Origin of the sequence: Rhodococcus sp. AD45-ID (assembly GCF_003023755.1) — a bacterium.
Lineage (GTDB): Bacteria > Actinomycetota > Actinomycetes > Mycobacteriales > Mycobacteriaceae > Rhodococcus_F > Rhodococcus_F globerula.
This window is the reverse complement of sequence record NZ_PYHL01000001.1, coordinates 1,408,244-1,429,226: the sequence shown is the minus strand read 5'-3', so window position 1 is coordinate 1,429,226 and position 20,983 is coordinate 1,408,244. Positions and strand designations below refer to the sequence as shown.

At 63.9% G+C, this 20,983-nt stretch carries 12 protein-coding genes; 2 read left to right on the top strand and 10 right to left on the bottom strand.

All coding sequences use genetic code 11. From position 1 onward, the window contains the following. Positions 1-1,266 carry a YibE/F family protein gene (locus C7T36_RS06495; protein WP_033235722.1) on the bottom strand — a complete coding sequence of 422 codons (1,266 nt, stop codon included), beginning with the start codon at positions 1,264-1,266 and terminating at the stop codon, positions 1-3. A 454-nt stretch (positions 1,267-1,720) separates the two neighbouring features. After that, complete coding sequence (locus tag C7T36_RS06490; RefSeq protein WP_033235721.1) at positions 1,721-2,974, bottom strand: pyridoxal phosphate-dependent aminotransferase; 1,254 nt, start codon at positions 2,972-2,974, stop codon at positions 1,721-1,723. A 103-nt stretch (positions 2,975-3,077) separates the two neighbouring features. Between C7T36_RS06490 and C7T36_RS06485 the strand changes: the two genes are divergently transcribed. Beyond that, on the top strand, positions 3,078-5,006 hold the full coding sequence (locus C7T36_RS06485) for a prolyl oligopeptidase family serine peptidase (protein WP_045066616.1): 1,929 nt from the start codon (positions 3,078-3,080) through the stop codon (positions 5,004-5,006). Here the strand turns inward: C7T36_RS06485 and C7T36_RS30025 are convergent. The 8 genes from C7T36_RS30025 to C7T36_RS06450 form a co-directional block, all read right to left on the bottom strand. Beyond that, a complete protein-coding gene (locus tag C7T36_RS30025; protein WP_162487720.1) occupies positions 4,994-5,137 on the bottom strand; it encodes a hypothetical protein in 144 nt (47 codons plus the stop codon). The genes C7T36_RS06485 and C7T36_RS30025 overlap by 13 nt on opposite strands. A 206-nt stretch (positions 5,138-5,343) precedes the next feature. Continuing rightward, positions 5,344-6,252 (bottom strand): hypothetical protein, encoded by a 909-nt coding sequence (locus C7T36_RS06480; protein WP_045064173.1) that lies wholly within the window; start codon positions 6,250-6,252, stop codon positions 5,344-5,346. Positions 6,253-6,482: 230 nt separating this feature from the next. Then, a complete protein-coding gene (locus tag C7T36_RS06475; protein ID WP_045064170.1) occupies positions 6,483-9,785 on the bottom strand; it encodes a (Fe-S)-binding protein in 3,303 nt (1,100 codons plus the stop codon). Between the two features lie 417 nt (positions 9,786-10,202). Then, the gene (locus tag C7T36_RS06470; protein ID WP_045064169.1) at positions 10,203-11,513 is read right to left on the bottom strand and encodes a S1 family peptidase; all 1,311 of its coding nucleotides are present in this window, start codon (positions 11,511-11,513) and stop codon (positions 10,203-10,205) included. Between the two features lie 150 nt (positions 11,514-11,663). Then, on the bottom strand, positions 11,664-13,013 hold the full coding sequence (locus C7T36_RS06465; protein WP_045064168.1) for a protease: 1,350 nt from the start codon (positions 13,011-13,013) through the stop codon (positions 11,664-11,666). 110 nt (positions 13,014-13,123) lie between these two features. Beyond that, positions 13,124-14,197 (bottom strand): hypothetical protein, encoded by a 1,074-nt coding sequence (locus C7T36_RS30020; RefSeq protein ID WP_052683310.1) that lies wholly within the window; start codon positions 14,195-14,197, stop codon positions 13,124-13,126. 106 nt (positions 14,198-14,303) lie between these two features. Then, a complete protein-coding gene (locus tag C7T36_RS06455; RefSeq protein ID WP_045064166.1) occupies positions 14,304-16,721 on the bottom strand; it encodes a helix-turn-helix transcriptional regulator in 2,418 nt (805 codons plus the stop codon). A gap of 13 nt (positions 16,722-16,734) precedes the next feature. Further along, the gene (locus C7T36_RS06450) at positions 16,735-18,363 is read right to left on the bottom strand and encodes an Hsp70 family protein (protein ID WP_052683309.1); all 1,629 of its coding nucleotides are present in this window, start codon (positions 18,361-18,363) and stop codon (positions 16,735-16,737) included. Between the two features lie 307 nt (positions 18,364-18,670). On the opposite strand from C7T36_RS06450, the gene C7T36_RS06445 reads away from it, so the two are divergent. Then, positions 18,671-20,926: an IniB N-terminal domain-containing protein gene (locus tag C7T36_RS06445; RefSeq protein ID WP_045064164.1), complete on the top strand. Its 2,256-nt coding sequence runs from the start codon at positions 18,671-18,673 to the stop codon at positions 20,924-20,926. The last annotated feature ends 57 nt before the right edge of the window (positions 20,927-20,983 follow it).

The following is a 20,983-nucleotide window of genomic DNA, read 5'->3' as shown; positions in this document are numbered from 1 at the left end:
CTAGCGCTTGGAGTGACGCCCACCGTTCGATGCGGTGGCCGTCGAACTTCCCGGCGGACGGGCAAGGAGCACTGCGATTGCCGTCGTGAGCGGAACGGACAGCGCAAGCGCGATGCCGCCGACAGCAGATCGCACAATTTCGATGGCTACGGCGTCGCCGACCAGAACGTCGCCCAGCGGACGGCCACTGACACTGAACAACAGCAGCAACGGCAAAGCGCCGCCCGCATAGGCCAAGACCAAGGTGTAGACGGTACTGGCGATGTGATCGCGACCCACGCGCATCGAGCCGGCAAACACCTGGCGTCGGGTCGCGCCCTTGTCCAACTGCGCCAACTCGAATGCCGACGACGCCTGGGTGATCGTGACGTCGTTGAGCACACCCAGCGAGCCGATGATGAAGCCTGCGAGCAGGAGTCCGGTGATGTCGACGTGCTGAATGTAGGTCTGCACGTTGGTGTTCTGCTCTTCGGAGAGCCCGGTGAGTTGGGTCAGTTCGATCGACAGGTAAGACAGCACCGCAGCAAGAACCATGGCGGCGAGGGTTCCGAGAAGCGCAGAACTGGTTCGGAGCGAGACTCCGTGCGCGAGGTACAAGACGGCATACAAAATGACGGCGCCCGACACCAGAGCAACGGGTATCGCGGGTTTTCCGTCCAACAATGCGGGGAGGAGAAAGCCGACCACCACGCCGAACGCCACCACAAGCCCGAGAAGTGCCCGCAATCCGCGCCACCGGGCGACAGCGATGATCACCACGGCAAAAGCCACGACGATCAGCGTCAGCGACAATCCGCGTGAATAGTCCTCAAAGGAATACTGCGTCGCCCCGGTCGGATCGGTCTGGCGCAGCAGACGGATATGCTCGCCGACTCGCAAATCAGGTTGGCCGGGACCCGGAATGATCTCCAGCAATGTCTGGGTACCGGCGTTCGGACCCGATTCGATGTCGACGATGCTTCGCTGACACTGATAACTCGTATTCGCCGGGGGTGCCGGTTCGCCGACGAATGGTCTTCCCGCCGAGACACTTCCGCAGGCGCCGATCTCCTGGAGGGTGACCGTGCCGGCCTCCGTGACCACTGACCCGCCGTCGGAGTTCTGAAACGGCAACGGGATGTCGAGGTTGGCCTTGTCCGGCCACAGAGCGATGACGCCGACGAGTACGGCTAGACCGACGACGGTGAGGATGCCGACGACAACGCGGGCAGCAGTGGCTCCGATGTGGAGTGGGCCGTCATGACCATGGCCGTGACCGTGGCTCATCGGAAACTGAGTGTCGGACTGGGGATTTGCACCGGTGCCATGTTAGCGGCAGTTGCTGTGAACAGGTGAGTCGCCGGACTTGGCGGCTGGAGAGGAAGAGTTCGAGCTGGGTGGCGGGGAACAGGGGGGGTTGTCCCCGCCACCAACCTGGTATCCACAGGGGGGGGAGGGATACCAGGTGCTCGCGGCACCGAAGTGCTGAAACCAATGTACCCAATTTCAAACCAATCTGGTGCATTGTCTTGCTACTAATTTACAACGGTTATCGGACCAATTGCGCTGTTTCTACCGTAGCGGCAGGTCGCGACTAGTCAAACACTCAACCAAACCGATTGGTTTCGGAAATTTGTGACCAAGGTCGCACGAATGCCCCGCACATTTATCCGTGCGGGGCATCCATAGAAAAACAAACTGGTCAAACGTCCATGGCCGTGGCCAGTGGGTTTCCAGCTTCCTACTGTTTGTAACTCGTAAGGAAGTTGCCGAACCGCTCGATTGCCACAGCAAGGTCACGGGCCCATGGAAGGGTAACGATTCGCAAATGGTCATGATCGGGCCAATTGAAGCCCGTTCCCTGAACCATAAGGATCTTCTCCTGCAGAAGAAGATCCTGAACCAACTTCTCGTCGTTGTGGATCTCGTGAACATTCGGATCCAAGCGAGGGAACGCGTACAGCGCTCCACGCGGCTTGACACACGAGACACCCGGAATCATGTTCAGGCGTTCCCATGCGACATCGCGCTGCTCGAGCAGACGTCCGCCGGGGAGGATGAGGTCCTCGATGCTCTGATGGCCACCGAGCGCCACCTGGATAGCGTGCTGACCCGGAACATTCGGGCACAAGCGCGTCGACGCCAAGAGGTCGAGACCCTCGAGGAAGCCGCCGGCGTGCTCCTTCGGGCCGGTGATCGCCACCCAACCCGAACGGTAGCCCGCAACGCGATACGCCTTCGAGAGACCGTTGAACGTCAGGCACAGAAGATCGGGAGCCAACGACGCAAGCGAGATGTGCTTGGCGTCGTCGTACAAGATCTTGTCGTAAATCTCGTCAGCGAGCAGAAGAAGCTGATGCTTGCGCGCCAGATCGACCAACTGCTGGAGAATCTCCATCGAGTACACCGCACCCGTAGGGTTGTTCGGGTTGATGACCAGCAAGGCCTTGGTCTTGTCGGTGATCTTGGATTCGATATCTGCGATATCGGGATTCCAGTCGTTGCCTTCGTCGCACAGATAGTGCACCGGAGTTCCACCGGACAAGCTGGTCATTGCCGTCCACAACGGGTAGTCCGGCGCTGGGATCAGCACCTCGTCCCCGTTGTTGAGCAGGGCCTGCATTGTCATGGTGATCAGCTCGGACACGCCGTTGCCGAGGTAGATGTCATCGACGTCCACCTCGGGGAAGCCGGGAACCAGCTCGTACCGAGTCACGATCGCGCGCCTGGCCGACAAAATGCCCTTGGACTCCGAGTACCCCTGAGCGTAGGGAAGAGCGGCGATCATGTCGCGCATGATCACGTCCGGTGCGTCGAAACCGAACGGTGCGGGGTTTCCGATGTTGAGCTTGAGGATCCGGTGCCCTTCCGCCTCCAACCGGGCGGCATGCGCGTGCACCGGTCCACGGATTTCGTACAGGACGTTCTGGAGCTTCGACGACTGCTCCAGCTCGCGCTGCGGCTGACGATGGCGGACGGGTTCTGGTGTGCTCACGAGTTACATGATTCCACCTGTGCGCAAGTGGATTCTTCCGGGCACGATAGAAGGTGCCGTCTGTTCAGTTGGCTTACACGTCGGTTGGCTTATTCTGGGGCGCATGACGCCGACCGACGTGATCGCAGCCCCGTACGGATCGTGGGCATCGCCCATCGACGCAGCAGATCTGGCCAACGGAGGTCACCCGGTAGAAGGTGGCCGCTACGTCGGTGACGAGGTGTGGTGGGCGGAGCTGCGGCCAACCGAAGGCGGGCGCGTCGCGATTCGACGGTTGGGACTCGACGATCAGCCCGTCGACGTACTGCCCGCGCCGTGGAACGCACGCACCCGAGTTCACGAGTACGGCGGCCGCGCGTGGACGGTCACGGACGCCGGGCGGTTGGTTTTCAGTGAGTTCTCCGATCAGCGGGTGTACATCCTCGAAGGTCTCAGGCCGCGAGCATTGACACCCCCGACATCGTCATCGGTGCGATACGCGGATTTGTCGATCGTCGGAGCCGACGTGTGGGCCGTGCGCGAGTCCCACGCGCCAGGCGGCACGATCACGCGCGACATCTGCGCCATTCCGCTCGACGGATCCGGCGAGATTCGCGCCATCGTCGGCGGTTCGGACTTCCTTGCATACCCGCGGCCCTCCCCGGACGGAAGCAAGATCGCCTGGATCGCGTGGAATCACCCGCAGATGCCCTGGGACGGAACCGAGCTGCGGGTCGCGGATCTTGTCGACGGAGTGGCGGGTCCGCATCGAGTTCTTCTCGGCGGCACGGAAGAGTCAGTGCTGCAACCGGAATGGATATCCGGCGACGAACTGTACGTGGTCAGCGATCGCAGCGGGTGGTGGAATATCTATCGCGTGGGTACAGACGTGGCCGCGCTCTGCCCGGTTGATGCCGACTTCGGTGACGCGCTGTGGCAGTTCGGCGCCCGCTGGTACGAGGTGCTCGGCAACGGAAAACTGTTGACTGTGCGTACTTTCGGTACGGATACCCTCGCGGTGCTGGATCCGGAAACCGGCGACTTGCGCGACATCGACGTCTCCGGCGTCACCAGCATCGGCCTCATGCAGGTGCGCGATGATCAGCTGCTGATCAAAAGCGGCGGCGCAAAACTGGCTACCGGACTGCGTGAACTGGACCTCGGAACCGGAGCGCTGCGTGATGTTCGGCTGTCCGTCGACGCGCTTCCCGAATCTGCTTATCTCCCCGAAGCTCGAACCGTTGTTGCACACGGGCACGGCCGCGAAGTCCACGCATTTGCCTACCCGCCCCGCAATCCCCGCTACCGCGGCCAAGACGGTGAACTCCCGCCGTACGTCGCCTTTGTGCACGGCGGACCCACCGCGCACATCGCGCCAGCTCTGAACCTCGTGTACGCGTACTTCACCAGTCGGGGAATCGGCGTCGTGGACGTCAACTACGGCGGATCCACCGGATATGGCCGCGAGTACCGCAATCGTCTGCGTGGCCAGTGGGGCGTCGTAGATGTCCAGGATGTGATCACCGCCGTCACGGGGCTCGCCGAACAGGGGCTTGCCGATCCTGCCCGTCTGGCCATCGAAGGCGGATCTGCGGGCGGCTGGACCGTGCTGGCGGCGTTGACAACCTCCGACGTGTTTGCGTGCGGCGCTTCCTATTACGGTGTGGCCGAACTGGACGGTTTCGCCAAGGAAACCCATGACTTCGAATCGCGGTACATCGACGGACTGATCGGGCCGCTGCCGGAATCCGCAGCGCTGTACGCGGAGCGCGCACCGCTCAACAACGTCGACGGTTTGAACTGCCCGGTATTGCTGCTGCAAGGTCTCGACGATCCGATCGTTCCGCCGTCACAAGCCGAACGCTTTCGAGATGCACTGGTATCGAAGGGCATTCCGCACGCCTACCTGGCCTACGAAGGCGAATCCCACGGCTTCCGTAAGCAGTCCACGATCATCAGTTCCCGCAACGCGGAACTGTCCTTCTACGGCCAGGTGCTCGGGTTCACGCCGCCAGGTGTTCCGCAGCTGAAGCTGTGGACTCACGAGGTGTAGCGGCTACCTAGGAGGATCGTGACCGCCCAGTTCTTCTCGGGGACAAGATGAGTCACCGACGTACAGCCGTTGGTTGCGGCTCCTGCAGTGCCGGGGAAGAGGGTGAGTGCCACTGTAAGTGTCACTGCCACTGCAAGAGTCCGCGTGGCTGCAGACTAACCGGTCTGAACTCTTGGCGGATGGCCAAGCGGACAATTCGGGTACTTGGTCCTCGGGGATCAGCGGTTGTGGGCAAGCTGACATGGTTTGTGTGCAGTGAACATGGTGTGCGGCACGCTGGTAGGGGTGCTCACTGGGCAGAAACTGTGCTCTCTTGCAGGGTTGGCTGGGTGGCCGGCTAGGGGGTGCGGCCGCGGTTGAATGCCGCACGGATACGATCCGAGACCACCTGCGGCGTCGACAAGTCCGCCCACGTCCACCGAACCACCTGCCAACCCGCATCCCGCAGACGGTCTTCGCGGAGCTTCTCCGCCCAGAGCACATCCTCAGGGGTGCGGCCGACGGGAACGAAGCGGCCGTACTTGACCCGGCCGTCGAACTCCCCGACAGTGCGATGCTCGCGCCACAGGAAATCGACACGAGCATCACCGATCTGAACTTGCGGTTCGGGTATCGGCAAGTGCTCGGAGACAAAGAGCGCCAAACTCCGTGACTCGCCGACGCTTTCGATCCGGCCGTCCATCGCGTCGATCGCATGAAAGGCATGGCGGTGCGACGGATGGCGCGGCACCCCAGCCAGATTTGAGGTGATGTCGGCCAGAGCGAGCGGTGTTCGGTGCAGCGCAGAGTTCCCCGCGACCAGGGCCGGCTCGAACGGTAGTGAACGGGCGAGGTCGACTACCGTGCGCGCAAGCGTTGTCACCCGCAGACCGTCGACGGTCGTGACTTCGTCCGCGGTGAGCAACGCAGAGTGCACCTGCCTGTGAGTGGACGTGCTGCCGCCACCTCGACGGTTTCGAGTCAGGTGAACCAGGCGGAGCGGAGTATTCCATAAATCCAGGCCGTGCAGCACTGCCGCGGAGGTATGACTGACAACTGCGTCGGCATTGGCTGCCCTGGCTATCGCGTGGACCTGCAGACGATGGCGCCCATGTGCGTCGAGTTCGGAGAACGGCTGCGTCGACACGTAGGCGCCGCGATGTAGGCGGGTCCAGTCGCCGTGTGAACAGCTGCGACGGATCTCGGAGTCGGTGCCGCCGGTGGCGAGATGCTCGGGTCTGCGGACGATGTGCGGTTGTTCCCCCATGCCGAACAATCCTGGTGCATCGGAGCCCGTCTGGGCCGACGGGTTTCTGTGCTGTGGATAGGTTGCGCAGTGTGCATAGTTTGAGTGCAGTGAGCAGTGTTTGTGTGCAGTGAGCAAGGGTTCCGGCGAGCTGGAAGGGGTGCTCGCTACCCAGAAACCCTGCTCGCTTACGAGCCAGGCAAACACGAACGCCCCCGCCGCAATGGCGAGGGCGTTCGATGACGTGATTACTACTTGCGGCCGGGAGCCTTTGCGCCTGCCTTGAATCCGAGCCCGCCCGGCTTTGCGGCCGGGGGAGCCTTGGGGGCCTGCGCAGCGGGAGCCTCAGCAGCTGGTGCCTCGGTGGCTGGTGCTTCGGTAGCCGGAGCTTCAGGTGCAGCCGCTTCTACTACCGGTTCGGCAGCGGGAGCCGGAGCTGCAGCAGCGGGTGCTGCCTTGCGTGCACCGGGAGCCTTTGCACCCGACTTGAATCCGAGCCCACCAGCCTTGGCAACCGGCGGAGCCTTAGGAGCGGGAGCCTCGGCGGCCGGTGCTTCAGTGGCGGGTGCCTCGGCAACAGGAGCCGCCGGGGTTTCCGCAACGGGAGCCGGAGCTGCGGCAGCGGGAGCCGGAGCTGCGGCAGCGGGAGCTGCCTTCTTTGCACCGGGAGCCTTTGCGCCCGACTTGAATCCGAGCCCGCCGGCCTTGGCAACCGGCGCAGCCTTGGGGGCCTCGGCAGCAGGTGCGGCGGGGGCCTCAGCAGCAGGTGCGGCGGGGGCCTCAGCAGCCTTTGCGCCCGGAGCCTTTGCCCCACCCTTCATCTGCAAGCCTTTGCCGGGAGCCTTGGCGCCGGACGCCAGGCCCAGACCCTTCGGCTTGGCGGGTGCGGCCGGAGCAGCGGCTTCGGGTGCAGCAGTTTCAGGAGCGGGTGCGGCTGCAGCCTTTGCGCCCGGTGCCTTGGCAGCGCCCTTCATCTGCAGTCCCTTGCCACCGGGAGCCTTGGCTCCGCCGGCCAGGCCGAGGCCCTTGGGCTTTGCGGCGGGTGCAGCTTCGGGTGCTGCGGACTCGGGAGCTTCGGCAGCTGCCGGAGCAGCTTTCTTGGCGCCGGGAGCCTTTGCCCCGCCTGCCATTCCGAGTCCCTTGCCGGGTGCCTTTGCACCGGGTGCTTTCGCGCCGGGTGCCTTGGCGAGGCCCTTCATTGCGAGGCCCTTGCCGGCGGCAGCGGGTGCTGCCGGGGTAGCGGCCGGAGCTGAGGGCTCGGCCGCGGGTGCGGCTTCTTCGACAACGGGTGCCGCGGCAACCGGTGCCTTCTCACGCGGGATCACCTTGATGTTCTCGGTGAGCTGGCTGGGTTCGAGGCGGGTGACGGAGTTCAGCATCAGCTGTGCGACGTCGACAACCTCGACGCCTTCTCCCTTGCCCTGTTCCTGGCGTGCGGTGACGCCGTCGTTGAGCATGACGCGGCAGAACGGGCAGCCCGTTGCGATCTTCTTGGGGTTGGTGGACAGCGCTTCGTCGACGCGGTCGACGTTGATGCGCTTACCGATGTTCTCTTCCATCCACATGCGAGCGCCACCGGCACCACAGCACATGGAACGTTCGCCGTGACGCGGCATTTCGACGAGCTTGGCGCCGGATGCTTCCATGAGTTCACGGGGTGCGTCGTAGACCTTGTTGTGGCGGCCGAGGAAGCACGGGTCGTGGTAGGTGATGTCTTCGCTCACCGACGCGACGGGGATCAGCTTCTTCTGGCGCACCAGACGGTTGAGCAGCTGGGTGTGGTGCACGACCTCGTAGTCGCCGCCCACCTCCGGGTACTCGTTACCGAGGGCGTTGAAGCAGTGCGCACACGTGACGACGATCTTGCGCTTCTTCTGCTCGACATCCTCGAAGACGGAGTTGAGCATTTCGATGTTCTGCAGCGCGAGCTGCTGGAAGAGGAACTCGTTGCCGGCGCGGCGAGCGGAGTCGCCGGTGCAGGTTTCGTCGGCGCCGAGGACCATGAACTTCACACCCGCGGTCGCGAGAAGTTCCGCGACAGCCTTCGTGGTCTTCTTGGCGCGGTCTTCGTAGGCGCCGGCGCAGCCGACCCAGAACAGGTACTCGTAGTCCTCGAATGTGTCGGCGTCCTTGCCGTACACGGGGATCTCGAAGTCCATCTCGTTGATCCAGTTGAGGCGGTCCTTGGAGTTCTGGCCCCAGGGATTGCCCTTGTTCTCGAGGTTCTTGAACAGGCCGGCGAGCTCGGACGGGAACTCCGATTCGATCAGGACCTGGTAGCGGCGCATGTCGATGATGTGGTCGACGTGTTCGATGTCGACCGGGCACTGTTCGACGCAGGCGCCGCAGTTGGTGCAGCTCCACAGGGTTTCGAGATCGATGACCGGTGCGAGTTCACCCTCGACCGTCTCGCCGACGAGTTTGCGCTCGGCTTCCTGGCGGGCGGCCTCGGGGATTGCGGCGAGGGCGGCTTCGTTGACGTTGCCGTCGGCGTCGACCAATCCGATTTCGTCGCCGCCCATGTCCTTGCGGCCACCGGCCAGCAGGTACGGGGCCTTGGCGTAGCCGTGGTCACGCAGCGACATGATGAGGAGCTTGGGAGAGAGCGGCTTTCCGGTGTTCCAGGCGGGGCACTGGGACTGGCAGCGGCCGCACTCGGTGCACGTGGTGAAGTCGAGCCAGCCCTTCCAGGAGAAGTCTTCGATCTGGCCGGCGCCGAGGGTGTCGGTGTCGGGATCGACGTTGTCCATCGTCAGGGCTTTACCCGCGCTCATCATGGGCTTTGCCGCGCCGAGAGCAACGGTTCCGTCGTCTTCACGCTTGAAGTAGATGTTGAAGAACGCGGAGAAGCGGTGCCAGGCAACACCCCAGGTGATGTTGCGGCCGACGATGTACAGCCAGATCATGCCGGACATCAGCTTGATGAACGCAAAGATGGCCACCATCGTGGCGCTGGCCGGGAGCAGCTTGGCCAGGTTCATCGTGAAGAAGTCGGTCCACGGATTGGAATGACCGTAAGTCGCGATCTTGCCGGCCTTCACGAAGATCATGCCGAGGCCCTCGATGAGGACAACGGTTTCGACGAAGTAGGCAGCCTTGAAATCCGAGCCGCCGAAGCGGGACAGGCGGATCGGCAGGCGCGGGTGGTTGAGCTGGCGGATGACGATCAGCGTGGTGATGCCGATGACGGTGCCAAGACCCAGAATCTCGTCGACCAGGTGGTAGATGGCCCAGTTGCCGAAGATCGGCCAGTGGAACTCGGGGTTGAACGTCTGGCCGTAAGCCTCGAACCAGACGATGGCGCCGAGCAGGAAGCCGACCATGACAAGCCAGTGAGCCCAGCCGACGGTACGGAACTTCGCCATGCGCGTGTGCGCGATGAACTCGATGACCATCTGCTTGAAGCGGGGGAAGAACGGACGCCAGCGGTCTGGTGCTGATTGGCCGATTTGGACGACCTTCACCATCTTGAGCGCGCCACCGATGAAGGAATACCAACACACGAGGCTCAGCAGCACACCGATGGTGCCCAACGTGATCGTCAGGGCATTCATGTCGCGGCCTTTCATTTCAGGGCGACGCGTCGGCCACCTGGTAAGAGCCCACTGATACTAACCTGCCATATGTTACCCACCAGTAGCTTGATGTGTCGACCATGTATACCGGCGAGTAACCATGCTTGGCCTGGCGAGATCAATTATTCCGCAACGACGGGCTGGGCCGCTGCGCAAACTTATCTACCGTCACGTTAGGTGGTGTGCATCTCGCCCCTGTTAATCAGGCAGCCCTAACCTGCCATCTGCGCTGTTTTGGCGGTACCGACCGACCCGTCCGGAGCGAACGTACCTTTCGGCGCATCCAGGGCGATGAAAGGTACGTTCGCACCGGTGGGGCGGGGGGAAAGGGCGCATTTGCGACAAAAAACTGTGGCCCACCTCGACAGGAGGTGAGCCACAGTAGGTGCGGTGCGATCAGTAGTCGCGGACTTTCAAGCCGGGGTTTTCGGCGAGGATGTCCTTGATGGGCGTTCCGTACTGAATCGGCTGAGGGCTACCGATCAGCGTTGCGGCCCGAGCGACCTCGCAGAAGGAAGATGTTGCGACCGTCGACGCGCTGGTGATGCCCAGTGCCCGGGTGCCGGTCATGATCGGGCCGCCGCTGTCGCCCTGAAGGACGCAGATGTCGGTGGTGAAGAGGTTGGACATCGGCTGCTCCGAGACCACTGCATTGCGATTGACGCTGGTGACAACGCCGCAGCTGTAGCCGGTGGTCGATCCGGCCTTGCAGACTGGTGCGCCGACAACGGGATCGGCAACCCCGTCGATGTTGACGGATCGGTTGAAGGGAACCCGGACGCTGTTGTTGTCGAACCGGTATTTCGCCTGGTCGTCGATGTTGATGATCGAGTAGTCCCGCGGCCCGAACACGCTCTTGGCGAAGTATCCCACTCGCGGTCCCGGCTGGTTGTTGACGAGCGGGAAGGCTTCAGAGGCGTACTGCGTGCCTGCGGCGATGCGGTTGGGGTCGCAGTGTCCTGCGCTGATGTTGACGGTGCGACCGGAGGCATCGGTTCCGTTGAAACCGAAGGAACATTTGAACCCGTTGAAGCCGGAGATTCCGCCGTACGCGTCGCCGCCGAGTGCGGCGTCGCCGGTCAGGGAACCGGTGGCGGGGAGGAGGTCGACAACGATCGGCGGTACGGAGATCGGGACGGCGGCGTGGCGGACGGTTGTGTTCAGGAAGTCCGGCAGGGTCAGTCCGGCTGCGGGGTCTGCGGTCAACTCGACGCCGTTTCCGACAACGTCGATGGCGATTCCGCGAACGAGATCCGCGACGGCAGGTGGCTGCGACTCGAGCCAGGTGTTGAGTGCGGACACCTCGTTCTGCAAAGCCGATTCACTTTGTGCCACGTCATTGACCTGGAAACCGGCCTTTTCGGCGGCCGCGCGAGCTGCGTCGGTGCTCTGCCCGGAGGCCAGTGCAACAACGGCCTTTCCGAGGTCGTCCAGCCAGACTCCGGCAAAACTGTCGGGGAACTGCACCCGAGCGATGTCGGCGAACTCGGCAAGTTTCTGCGCGAGTTCGGAACGCGTCAGGTACTGATCAGGCGTCAACGCCAGATCGTGCTGGAGTGCCTCGGCGAGTTCGACGGGCAGATGTGCGGCCTGGTCGGACACACCGGGCGTCGATGGTTCGGCGCTCGCAACAGCGGCAATCGGTCCGAGGAGCAGCAGCATCGTCGAGCCGAACACTGCGGCGCGACGTGCGGTGGAGCTTCGCATGTGGGCCTTTCCGCTTCATTGACCGCGTGCGGCCCCCCTGGGTGCACGCGGATACGGCCCGCCTTTCGGCGAGCCGTATCGCAGTCGCACACGACTATAACGGGTTCTTCCCCACGAATCCCACCCGTTACAACGAGTGAGTTTCAGTGATCAGCCGATTGTGCGAACCCGGATTCCGGATCCGACGCCACCGCCGGAGGCTGCGTCTGCGGCCTGTGTGATGTTGTCGACGGGGATTCCGATGTTCGTGGTCCCACCCGACATGGCGAGGACAAGATTCGCTTCGGTGCAGTTGGGTGCGCCGGTGCTGTTGGAACCGCTCGTGATTCCCAAAGCCAGAGTTCCGGTGACGATGGCTCCGCCGCTATCGCCCGCAAGCGTGCATGCTGTTCCGGCAAAGCCGCGAACGGTGCGCGATTCGCCGCCGGGCCGGACAAGCTGGATTTCGACCTGATCGGCTGCGACCACGCCACACGTGAACGAGCTGGCCTGACCGGACTTGCACATCGGTGCTCCGATGACGGGGCGTGCGGTGCCCGTGATCTCGAGTGTCGTGCCACCGGCGCCGCGCACCGATGCGCGGTCGAGTCCGGCGTCGACGCCCGCTTGGTTGAGCTTGATGACGGAGTAGTCGAGTTCTTCGCCGGCCTTGCCTACCGCGGACTGGGCGAAGTTGCCGACCTGGAGGCTGTCGTCGATGTTCTGCGGGTTGGGCAGATAGACGGGTGCAGCGGTTCCCTCGGCCTTATTGCAGTGTCCCGCACTGATATTGAGCGCATTGTCGTGACTGTCGACTGCATTGAATCCGAACGAGCAGACGGAGATGTCCTCGGTCGGTGTCTCGCGGATCGGACCCGGTGACGTGACATAGATGTCGCCGCCGAGTGCGCGAGCGTCGATCGCGCCGCCGCCATCCGGGCTGAGCCGAATTTTGGTGTTCTCGAGCATCGTGGGCAGGTTGAGTGCCTTGCCGACGGGGCTGTTGGCAACGTCGACGACAACCTGGTTGTTCAGTACGTCGATGGAGGTGGAGCTGACTGCCGTCGCGATATCGCCGGGCAGTTTCGCGATCCATCCGTTGACGTCGGCAAGGCTCTGTTCCAGACTGCCTGCGGAGACCGGTGCCACATGCGTGACGAATCCGTCGGCTGCCGCGACGCGTGCTGCATCGGCGCTGGTAACTGCCACAACCGGTTGACCGTCGAGGTTCATCCACGAGCCCGCGTAATCGCCGGGGCGCGAGGACCGGAAGCTTTCCGCGTACGCACCCAACTCCTGGGCCTTGGCGGCGCGATCGAGATATTCCTGTGGGGAAATCTTCAGATCTCGGCTGATCGCCTCGACCAGTTCGGCGGGTAGCTGATCCGCGGAGAGCTGTTCGACTGATGATTCGGATGTGGGTTCTGCCGGCTGCGCCAAAGCTGTAGCTGAGAACGATGTTGCGAGCAGAAGTGCCGAGGCGCCGACCAGAACGGTCCGGATCGCCGACGAGTTACGCATGAAATCCCTTCGAGTCTTTCGGCCGTAACGCCGGAAGGTACCGCCCCACCATAGGGGAAGGCTCCGATGTGAGATCGGGCGCCTAGGTCGAGGGAAGTCGATATGTGCAGCTAGGGAGTTGTTTCTGGTGCCTGTTCGGGATCGACGGGCTGCGGGTCGACGGGCTGCGGGTCGACCGGTTCGGGATCGACAGGCTGCGGATCGACCGGTTCCGGATCAGTTGTGCCAGGGTCGACGGGATCGGTCTGTTCGCCGCCAACGTCGTAGTCGTCCACGGCGGGGATCTCGGATGCGAGCGGTTCGACGCTCTCGTCTTCGGTCGGAACGTCGTCGAACTCGTCGACCAGAAGGGCGTCCTGGGTGGGAGCCTGATATCGCGGGGTCGGCGTGCGGTTCTGTGGGACGACGGCCACGGGCGCGGCAGTGGGGAATTGGATCGGAACCTCGCGAAGGGGCGCGGGATCGGTGGGCGGCGCTATTTCGGCATACGCCGGGACGGCGGCGTCACGAATTTCCGGCACCTGCGTTGTGGGGGCGTTACCGATCAACACCGCGAGCGCGCATGCCGCGGCAGTCAAGAGACCGGCGACGGCGGCTGCGAGGTAGACGGGCCGCCGACTCGGTGCGGCATCTGTGCTGAGGATGTCTTCCGTCTCCGGCGCCTGCTCGATGTCGGGGACGGAAGCACTCGCCGCGCGGGGAACAGCCAGAATCGCGGCTCCCCGTGCCGAGCGTTCACCCGTGGTGATGTCGGAATCGAGGTTGTAGGCGCCGAGGGTCGCGGAGTAGGGCGCAAGTTCGATGTAGTCGAGATCCATGCTGTCGAGCGCGGTTCGCAGCGTGTCCACAGATCGAGCCGAGAAGTTGGGAGGGATGGCGGGGACAATGCGCAGCGGCTGATCGGTGAGGCTGTGCACTTCCGCAACGAGGCAGTACAGCGCGGTTGCGACCAGTTCTTCACCGCGCGTCCGCTGGGTGGGAGCCGCTTCGTTGTCGGTAGTGACTCGGTCGAGGAACCGTCGTACGCCCGGTGAATGTGTGTGGGCAGTACCCAGTGCGATAGTGCCGTCCGGCGCGTGGTGCAGCACGGATTCGTGGTCGATGATCACCGGTTCGGCGGCGGGCACGGCGAGCACCGCAGTGCAACGTGTGTTGCCGACATCAAGTCCGACTCCCCAGGTCACCGCGTCCCCCTAATATGGCTATCGCATCGCATCGCACAAAAAACATGCACTGGCTGTGGAAACTACCACTCGAAAGCTCGTTTGTGCCAGAAGGGTGAATATTCAGTTAATTCCGGTTCTGGGTCGTGAGGCTGCGCAGGACTACCAGGAGTTCTGAACGGGACTGCGCTCCGACTTTCCGCTTGATGCGCGCGACATGATGTTCGACGGTTTTCGCGGAGATGTAGAGGCGCTCACCGATTTCGCGGTAGGTGAGCCCGAGTACGACAAGTTCGGAGATCTGGTGTTCGCGCTCGGTCAAGGGCGAGTCGGGGAGTGCGTTGGCATCTTCTCTCGAGGAACCAGGCTCAGGTGTGTTGACCCGAAAGGAGCGCGCGAGCTGAAGCAACGTTGTTGCGGACTTGGTGTCGGGTGCCCGAAGCGCGGCCTCTCCCGCAAGGCGCGCGGCGTCCCACGAGTGACCGATTCGATTCAGAGTTCGTGCAGCGGTCTCGATTTCGTCGCCGCTCACCGTTCCTTGAAGGACAAGCAGCCATTGGCGGCCGGCTTCGGCGAGACCCGCGGAATACGAGTGGATCTTGGCTGATTCCGCGAGCGCACGCGCGTGCGGCAGCAGATCAGCCGGGGATTGTCCCAAAATCGCGGCCTGGACGCCGTACCAGTGAAACAGCGACGACCACAGCGGCGGATCGCCGAGCAGCCGTAGCAGATCCTGAGCCTCGTCGATGAGATGGTCGACGTGTTCCGTATCGCCGAGACGAACTGCGGCCAGCCACAATTCGCAGATCGGCAACAGATCGAGCAGATTGACGCTGCATTCGAAGAGGGTTCCCGACGCCCGAGACCACGTGCGACGCACGTCCTCGAGGTCCCCGAATCTCCGGGCGACACCCACTTCCAACGCTAGGAGAAACAATGTGTCGCGCTGGCCGAGGGAATCCGTGAGCGCTGATTCGGGGATGTCGGCGACGGGGTTTTCACTGCCGGCGAGCAGTGCTGCCCACGCGGCGAGAATCTGATGACGGGCCCACAGATGGCTGGATGTGTCGTGCGCTGGGGTTGCTTTCGCCAGAACGTCTCTAGCCCGATCATGTGCTCCGGTGTGCATGAGTGCAGTGGCGACGATGGCAGCAGGGGAGTCGGCCTGAAAGCGCGAAGCCCCAGGAGATCGAGGCAGTGTCAGCGCCCGGGACATCGTGTTGAGCGCAAGCGGAGGCGGTCCCGTCAGCGACTGCATGAGTCCGCGGGCGAGCAGGCCGGTACCGGTACTGCCTGGCGATGGTGCGCCGCTGGTTCCGGCGAGCATCGCCGTGGCGTCGTCGATGCGGCCGGACGCGACGAGGAGGATCGCTCCGAATGCCGATTCCGCGTCTGCTCGCGCGGGGCCGAGCCACGCGTAGAGTTCTGCGCCGGAGGCGATCTGACCGCACACTGCGGATACCGCTGCTGAGATTCGCACTGCAACAGCTAGATCGGCGTCTTGTGCGCTCTGATCGCCGAGTATCGAATCTGTCAGGCTGACAGCGGTATCGAGGTCGCCGCGCGAGGCCGCGCACTCCGCGTGGTGCAGCATGGTTTCGGCAGAAGGGGATTCGATCACCGCAGCGCGCTGGTACAGATCGGCGGCCGTAGCGGAGGTGGCGCGCTTGGCGTGCTCGTAGAAGTGGTGTGCGATCCCCGGGTGACGTACTCCTGCATCAAAAAGTCGCACAGCGGTGTCGATATCGAGAACGCCCGCTTCGATGCGCCGGTCCAGTATTCGATCCAATGTCGCGCGCTCGGAGCCGACTCCGAGAGGATGCGCCAGTGATTCGACGATCGCGGGGGATTGCGCAGCAAACAGTCCCGTTCCCAGCGCGCGATCGAATGCGTCGCTCGGACCGCCGAGTTCCAGTTCGTCGGGCGCGAGATTGTGCACGATACTCGAGATGTGCAGAATCTCGCGTTGCCAGGCATCGAGCGCACCCACGGTGCGGGCGAAGTACCCCCGAAGTGCATCGTCGACGGTCTGACGCCCCCGAACCGGCGACCGAAGGGCCGCGTCGAGGGCACCGAAATGTCCACCCGACAAGAACTCGAGATCGCTGGCTTCGTCCGGCGCGAGTGAATGCCCGTACCCGTTCGCGAGTGCCTGAATATCCGAGCAGCGCAAGCGGTCCAGGTGGAGTACCGAACCTGACGCGGAGAAGTCGGCCGCAGTGTCGGCCAGACGCGGATCGACCATGTCCGTCGCCACGACGGCTGAGATGTCGGTGCGTCGCAGCGTTTCGAGGACCTTCGCAAGCTCGGCCGCGTCGAGGTCCAGCGCGTTGTCGATCAAGAGAACGGTATCGGGCCCACGGTCGTCTCCGGTGAAATCGGCTGTCACGACGACGGCTTCGCGGCCGATCAAGCGTCGGTGCACCGCTGCGACAAGCTGTGGCCGAGCACTTGCACCGGAACCGGTGACAAACAACCTCAGCGGTTCGGCCTCCAGGTCGATAGTGCTCAGAAGGTCACGGATATAAGGAGATTCACTGTTCACGACGCAGCCTCGGCTATCCGACGGGGAAGCGTGGGATGGCCGTTGGCAGTGTCAGTTGGTCCGGGAATTGCGGCGCGACAACAACGGGAAGCTCCGGAACCTCGAACGCGGGGACCTGTGGAATCTGAAATGGCGAACCGGAGTCGACGTTCTGCTGGGCGGTCGTGGGATCGGAGTTCGGCTGCGCGGCAGCAGGTGAGTCTGTGGCTACTGGTGCGGCGGGCGCACCCGTTCCGGCAGCCCCCGTCGTCGCGACGCCCACAGATCGGGTGCCGGGGGCGGGCGACCCGGTGACGGCGACAGCTGCGCCTGTCGACGGCGCGGCGTCGGCCACCGGTTCGGAGCCCGATGGCGCGCTCGGGTTGGACACTGTTGCGGAAGTAGGGGATTCGATACTCGGGTCGGCGGAACTCGAAGCGGGTTTGATCTTGTCCACGGCGGTACCGATTCCGAGCCCACCAGCCGCGAGGATCGCACACGCGCCGACAACAGCTGCGACGATGCCAACTCGGGACGAGCGCCGTGCCGCGGATGTGGCCTCGGGGTCCGAAGTAACAACAATCGGTGTCGAGAATGCCGGAACGGGAATCGGTTTCGGCTGCGAATGTTCGACGGCAGCAGCGGTATTTCCTATTGCGGTTGCGCGAGTTGCAGCTCCGGCCGCCGCGCAGGATCGTGGATCCGGTGCGGCGATCATCGGTACTCGGAGTTCGGACGACAACAGTTCCGCGACCAGTGGGATGGACGAGCTACCGCCCGCGAGAACAACATGACTGACGTCGTTCGACTCGACACCGGCTGATCGCATCGCCTCGTGTACCAAGGCAACCGATCGTGTGATCGCGGGACGGAGTAAGTCTTCGAGTTCGGACCGGACAAGGCGTAGGTTGTGGGAGCCGCCGGGAAGATCAACGTGGACAACCGTTTCGGTATCGAACGACAGAGCTTCCTTGGCCTCGCGAGCGTGGACACGAAGCGCTGTCAAGGCTTCGAGAGTCTCCGGCACGGACGTGTCGATGTGTGTATCGCGGTCGAATTCGGTGAGTAGATGCATGGTGACAAGCTGATCGAACTCGTCGCCGCCGATGTCGTCGGAGTGCAGGGGCTTGCCGACGATCGTGGTATTCCCACCAGTGGTGGTCACGGCAGTGACGTCGAGCGATCGGGCACCCAGATCGAAGACAACGGTGAGCCCTTCCGAATCGGGATGACCGGAAGTGCGCAACCAGTCCACCACGGCGATCGGCTCCGCGACCAGCGTCGTATCTACCGGGGTGGCGTCGTGAATCATCCTGGCGGACAGGGCGTTTTCCAATGCCGAAACCGCATGGCGGCTCCACCAGGCGGGATGGGCGATGACAACGTGGCTCGGCTGGTCGTGATCAGCAAGAGCGTCGCGCATCAGCGTCGTAATCGCTACCGCGGTGAGGTCCTCGCCCCGATGTGGGGTCCCGTCGGCGGAGAACAGCGGAACCGGGTCACCCACGCGTTCCACGAAATCGGTGAAGACGCTGCTCGGGTCCAGTTGAACGACACTGTCGCTCCGCACGGTACGTCGGGAGCTTGCGGGGGCGTCGTCGAGTTTGTCGACGACGGCCACCAGAGTTGTCGAGCCGATACCGATGCCGAGCCCTGCCTCCATGAAAGTGAACTCCTCGGTAGTGGATGGTCGAACGCCCGTCGCAGTTGTCTGCAATGTCGGGATGAAGGACGGGTTTGTTACTCCCCGGAGGCTCCTCGATGCGAAGTAGGGGAGCGATCCCCTATCGGGGGCAAATCCCCTAACGCCGATACCGGGGGATTCTCTCTGCGATCTGGAGCAGGAGTGGGGGCGTTCCCCGTTGGGGTCGGCGCTCGATCGACTTAGCGTTGACGGCAGTCGATTCGCATGCAGCGAAGCACCATCCGCTCGAACCGCGATACTCACCAAGATTTCAGGAGAACCCATCATGGCTACCAATGCCGTACTCGAATTCATTCTCGGTCTGTTGCGTGACGACGAGGCCGCCGCTCAGTACTGCGCAAATCCCGTCGCAGCACTCAATGCAGCCGGCCTGTGCGAGGTGAGTCCTGCCGACATCGTCGCCGTTGCACCTCTTGTTGCCGAGTCCGGACTTTTTGCCGGAGCGGGCGCTGACCTGTCCGCGATCGTCAACGCCGGAACCCAGGCGGCCGGAGCACTCGGCGGCACCCTGGGCGGCGGACTGGGCGGCGGACTGGGCGCGGGCCTCGGTTTGGGAGGCAGCGTCGGTCTCGGCGCGGGAGCCGGATTGGGTCTCGGCGGCGCGCTCGGTGGTGAGTTCGGTGGTGGCATCGACGTCGCCGGTGATTTTGCCGCGGCACTGAGCGCTGCCCTCGCAATCGGTGGTGACATCAGTGCGCAGCTCGGAGCCGCTTTTGGTGGCGTCATCGAAGCTGGTCTGGGGCTGGGCTCGGCTGTTGATCTGGAGGGCGTTCTCGATATCGGAGCTCAGCTCAGTGCGGCTCTGAGTGGGGCGCTCGGCGTGGGTGGCTCTCTCACCGCTGAGTTGGGTGCGGCGCTGGATGCTGCGATTGCAGCGGCCGGTGGACTGGACCTGGCGGCCGGGCTTTCCGGAGCGTTGGCGCCGGTGTTCGCTGTCGGTGGGGATATCGGTGCGGGCCTCGGTCTGGCGCTCGGTGGGGTGCTCGACGGCGCCGCTAGCCTCGACGGACTCCTCGCTCTCGGCGGTGGGTTGGGTGCCGGCCTGTCAGGCGCACTCGAATCGGCGTTGGCACTCGGTGGTGGCATCGACGTCGCCGGTGATCTTGCCGGTGCTCTGGGCGCGGCGCTCGGATTCGGTGGGGACATTAGCTCGCAGCTCGGAGCTGCTTTTGGCGGAGTCCTCGAAGCTGGTCTCGGTCTCGGTTCCGTGGTTGATCTGGGGGGAGCTCTCGACGTCGGAGCTCAGCTCAGTGCGGCTCTGAGTGGGGCACTCGGCGTGGGTGGCTCTCTCACCGCCGAGTTGGGTGCGGCCCTGGACGCTGCGATCGCTGCGGCCGGTGGGCTGGACCTGGCGGCCGGGCTTTCCGGAGCATTGGCGCCGGTGTTCGCGGTCGGTGGAGATATCGGTGCGGACCTCGGCCTGGCACTCGGCGGAGTGCTCGACGGCGCCGGGAGTCTTGACGGGCTCCTCGCTCTCGGCGGTGGGTTGGGCGCAGAGTTGTCGGGCGCACTGGAATCGGCGTTGGCACTTGGCGGTGGAATCGATCTCGGCGGCGATCTGAGCGCTGCCTTGTCCACTGCACTCGCGGCCGGCGGATCGATCGGCACCGATCTCGGAGCGTCTCTCGGCGGCACGCTGGGGGCCTTGACGGACGTCAGCGCATTGACCGGGCTGGCCGGCGATCTGGATCTCGGCACCGTGCTCAGTGGGGCGCTGACAAGCGCACTGGGAGTGGGCGGCAGTCTCGACACCGGGGTGGAAGCTGCATTGGCAGGCGCTCTGGATTCAGCTCTGGCTCTCGGCGGCGGACTCGACCTCGACGCCGTGCTTGGCGGGAGCGCGGATCTCGGAACCGAGCTTTCCACGGTGTTGTCCGGCGCTCTGGGCGGCGGAGGATCGGTCGGAGCAGACCTCGGCGGCGCACTCGGCGGCGTGTTGAACGGATCCACAGGCTCGGCAATCGGCGGCGACGCCGTCGCAGGGCTTGGTGCGTCATTGGATGCAGCATTGAACGCCGGCGGATTCGATACCGGTTCGATCGGCGCAACCCTGCCCAGCCTCGACCTGGGGGCCGTGAACCTCGGTTCCGTCAGCGCGGATCTGCCGGAACTCGATCTCGGCGGCTTCTCCGCTGAAGGGCTGGACATCGGCGGGGTCAGCGCCGGGCTGAACTCGACGGTTGGCGGTGTGCTTGACGCAGGTGCCGGTCTCGATGCAGCAGCCGGCCTCGACGCGGTCACTGATGCGGCGACGCAGATCGGTGGCTCGCTCGAGGGCGCACTTGGCGGTTCAGGTGCACTCGGTGGATCGTTCGATGGTGGTCTTGGCGGTTCATTCGATGGCGGTCTTGGTAGCTCGACCAACCCCTGGTCGTCGATCGACGCCAGTGACGCATTCGGAACCGGATCAAGCGGCTCCCTGGCTGCTGATTCCTCGGAGTCGTTGTTCGCGCCGGACTCGGTTGCCGACGTTGTCGAGCAGGTCGATCCGCTGGCAGTACTCGACAACCTGCACCCCTGAGTCAGCGGGTACGGAAACGGACTGATGTAACAATTCCGGCCCTGCGTGCGCTAAGCG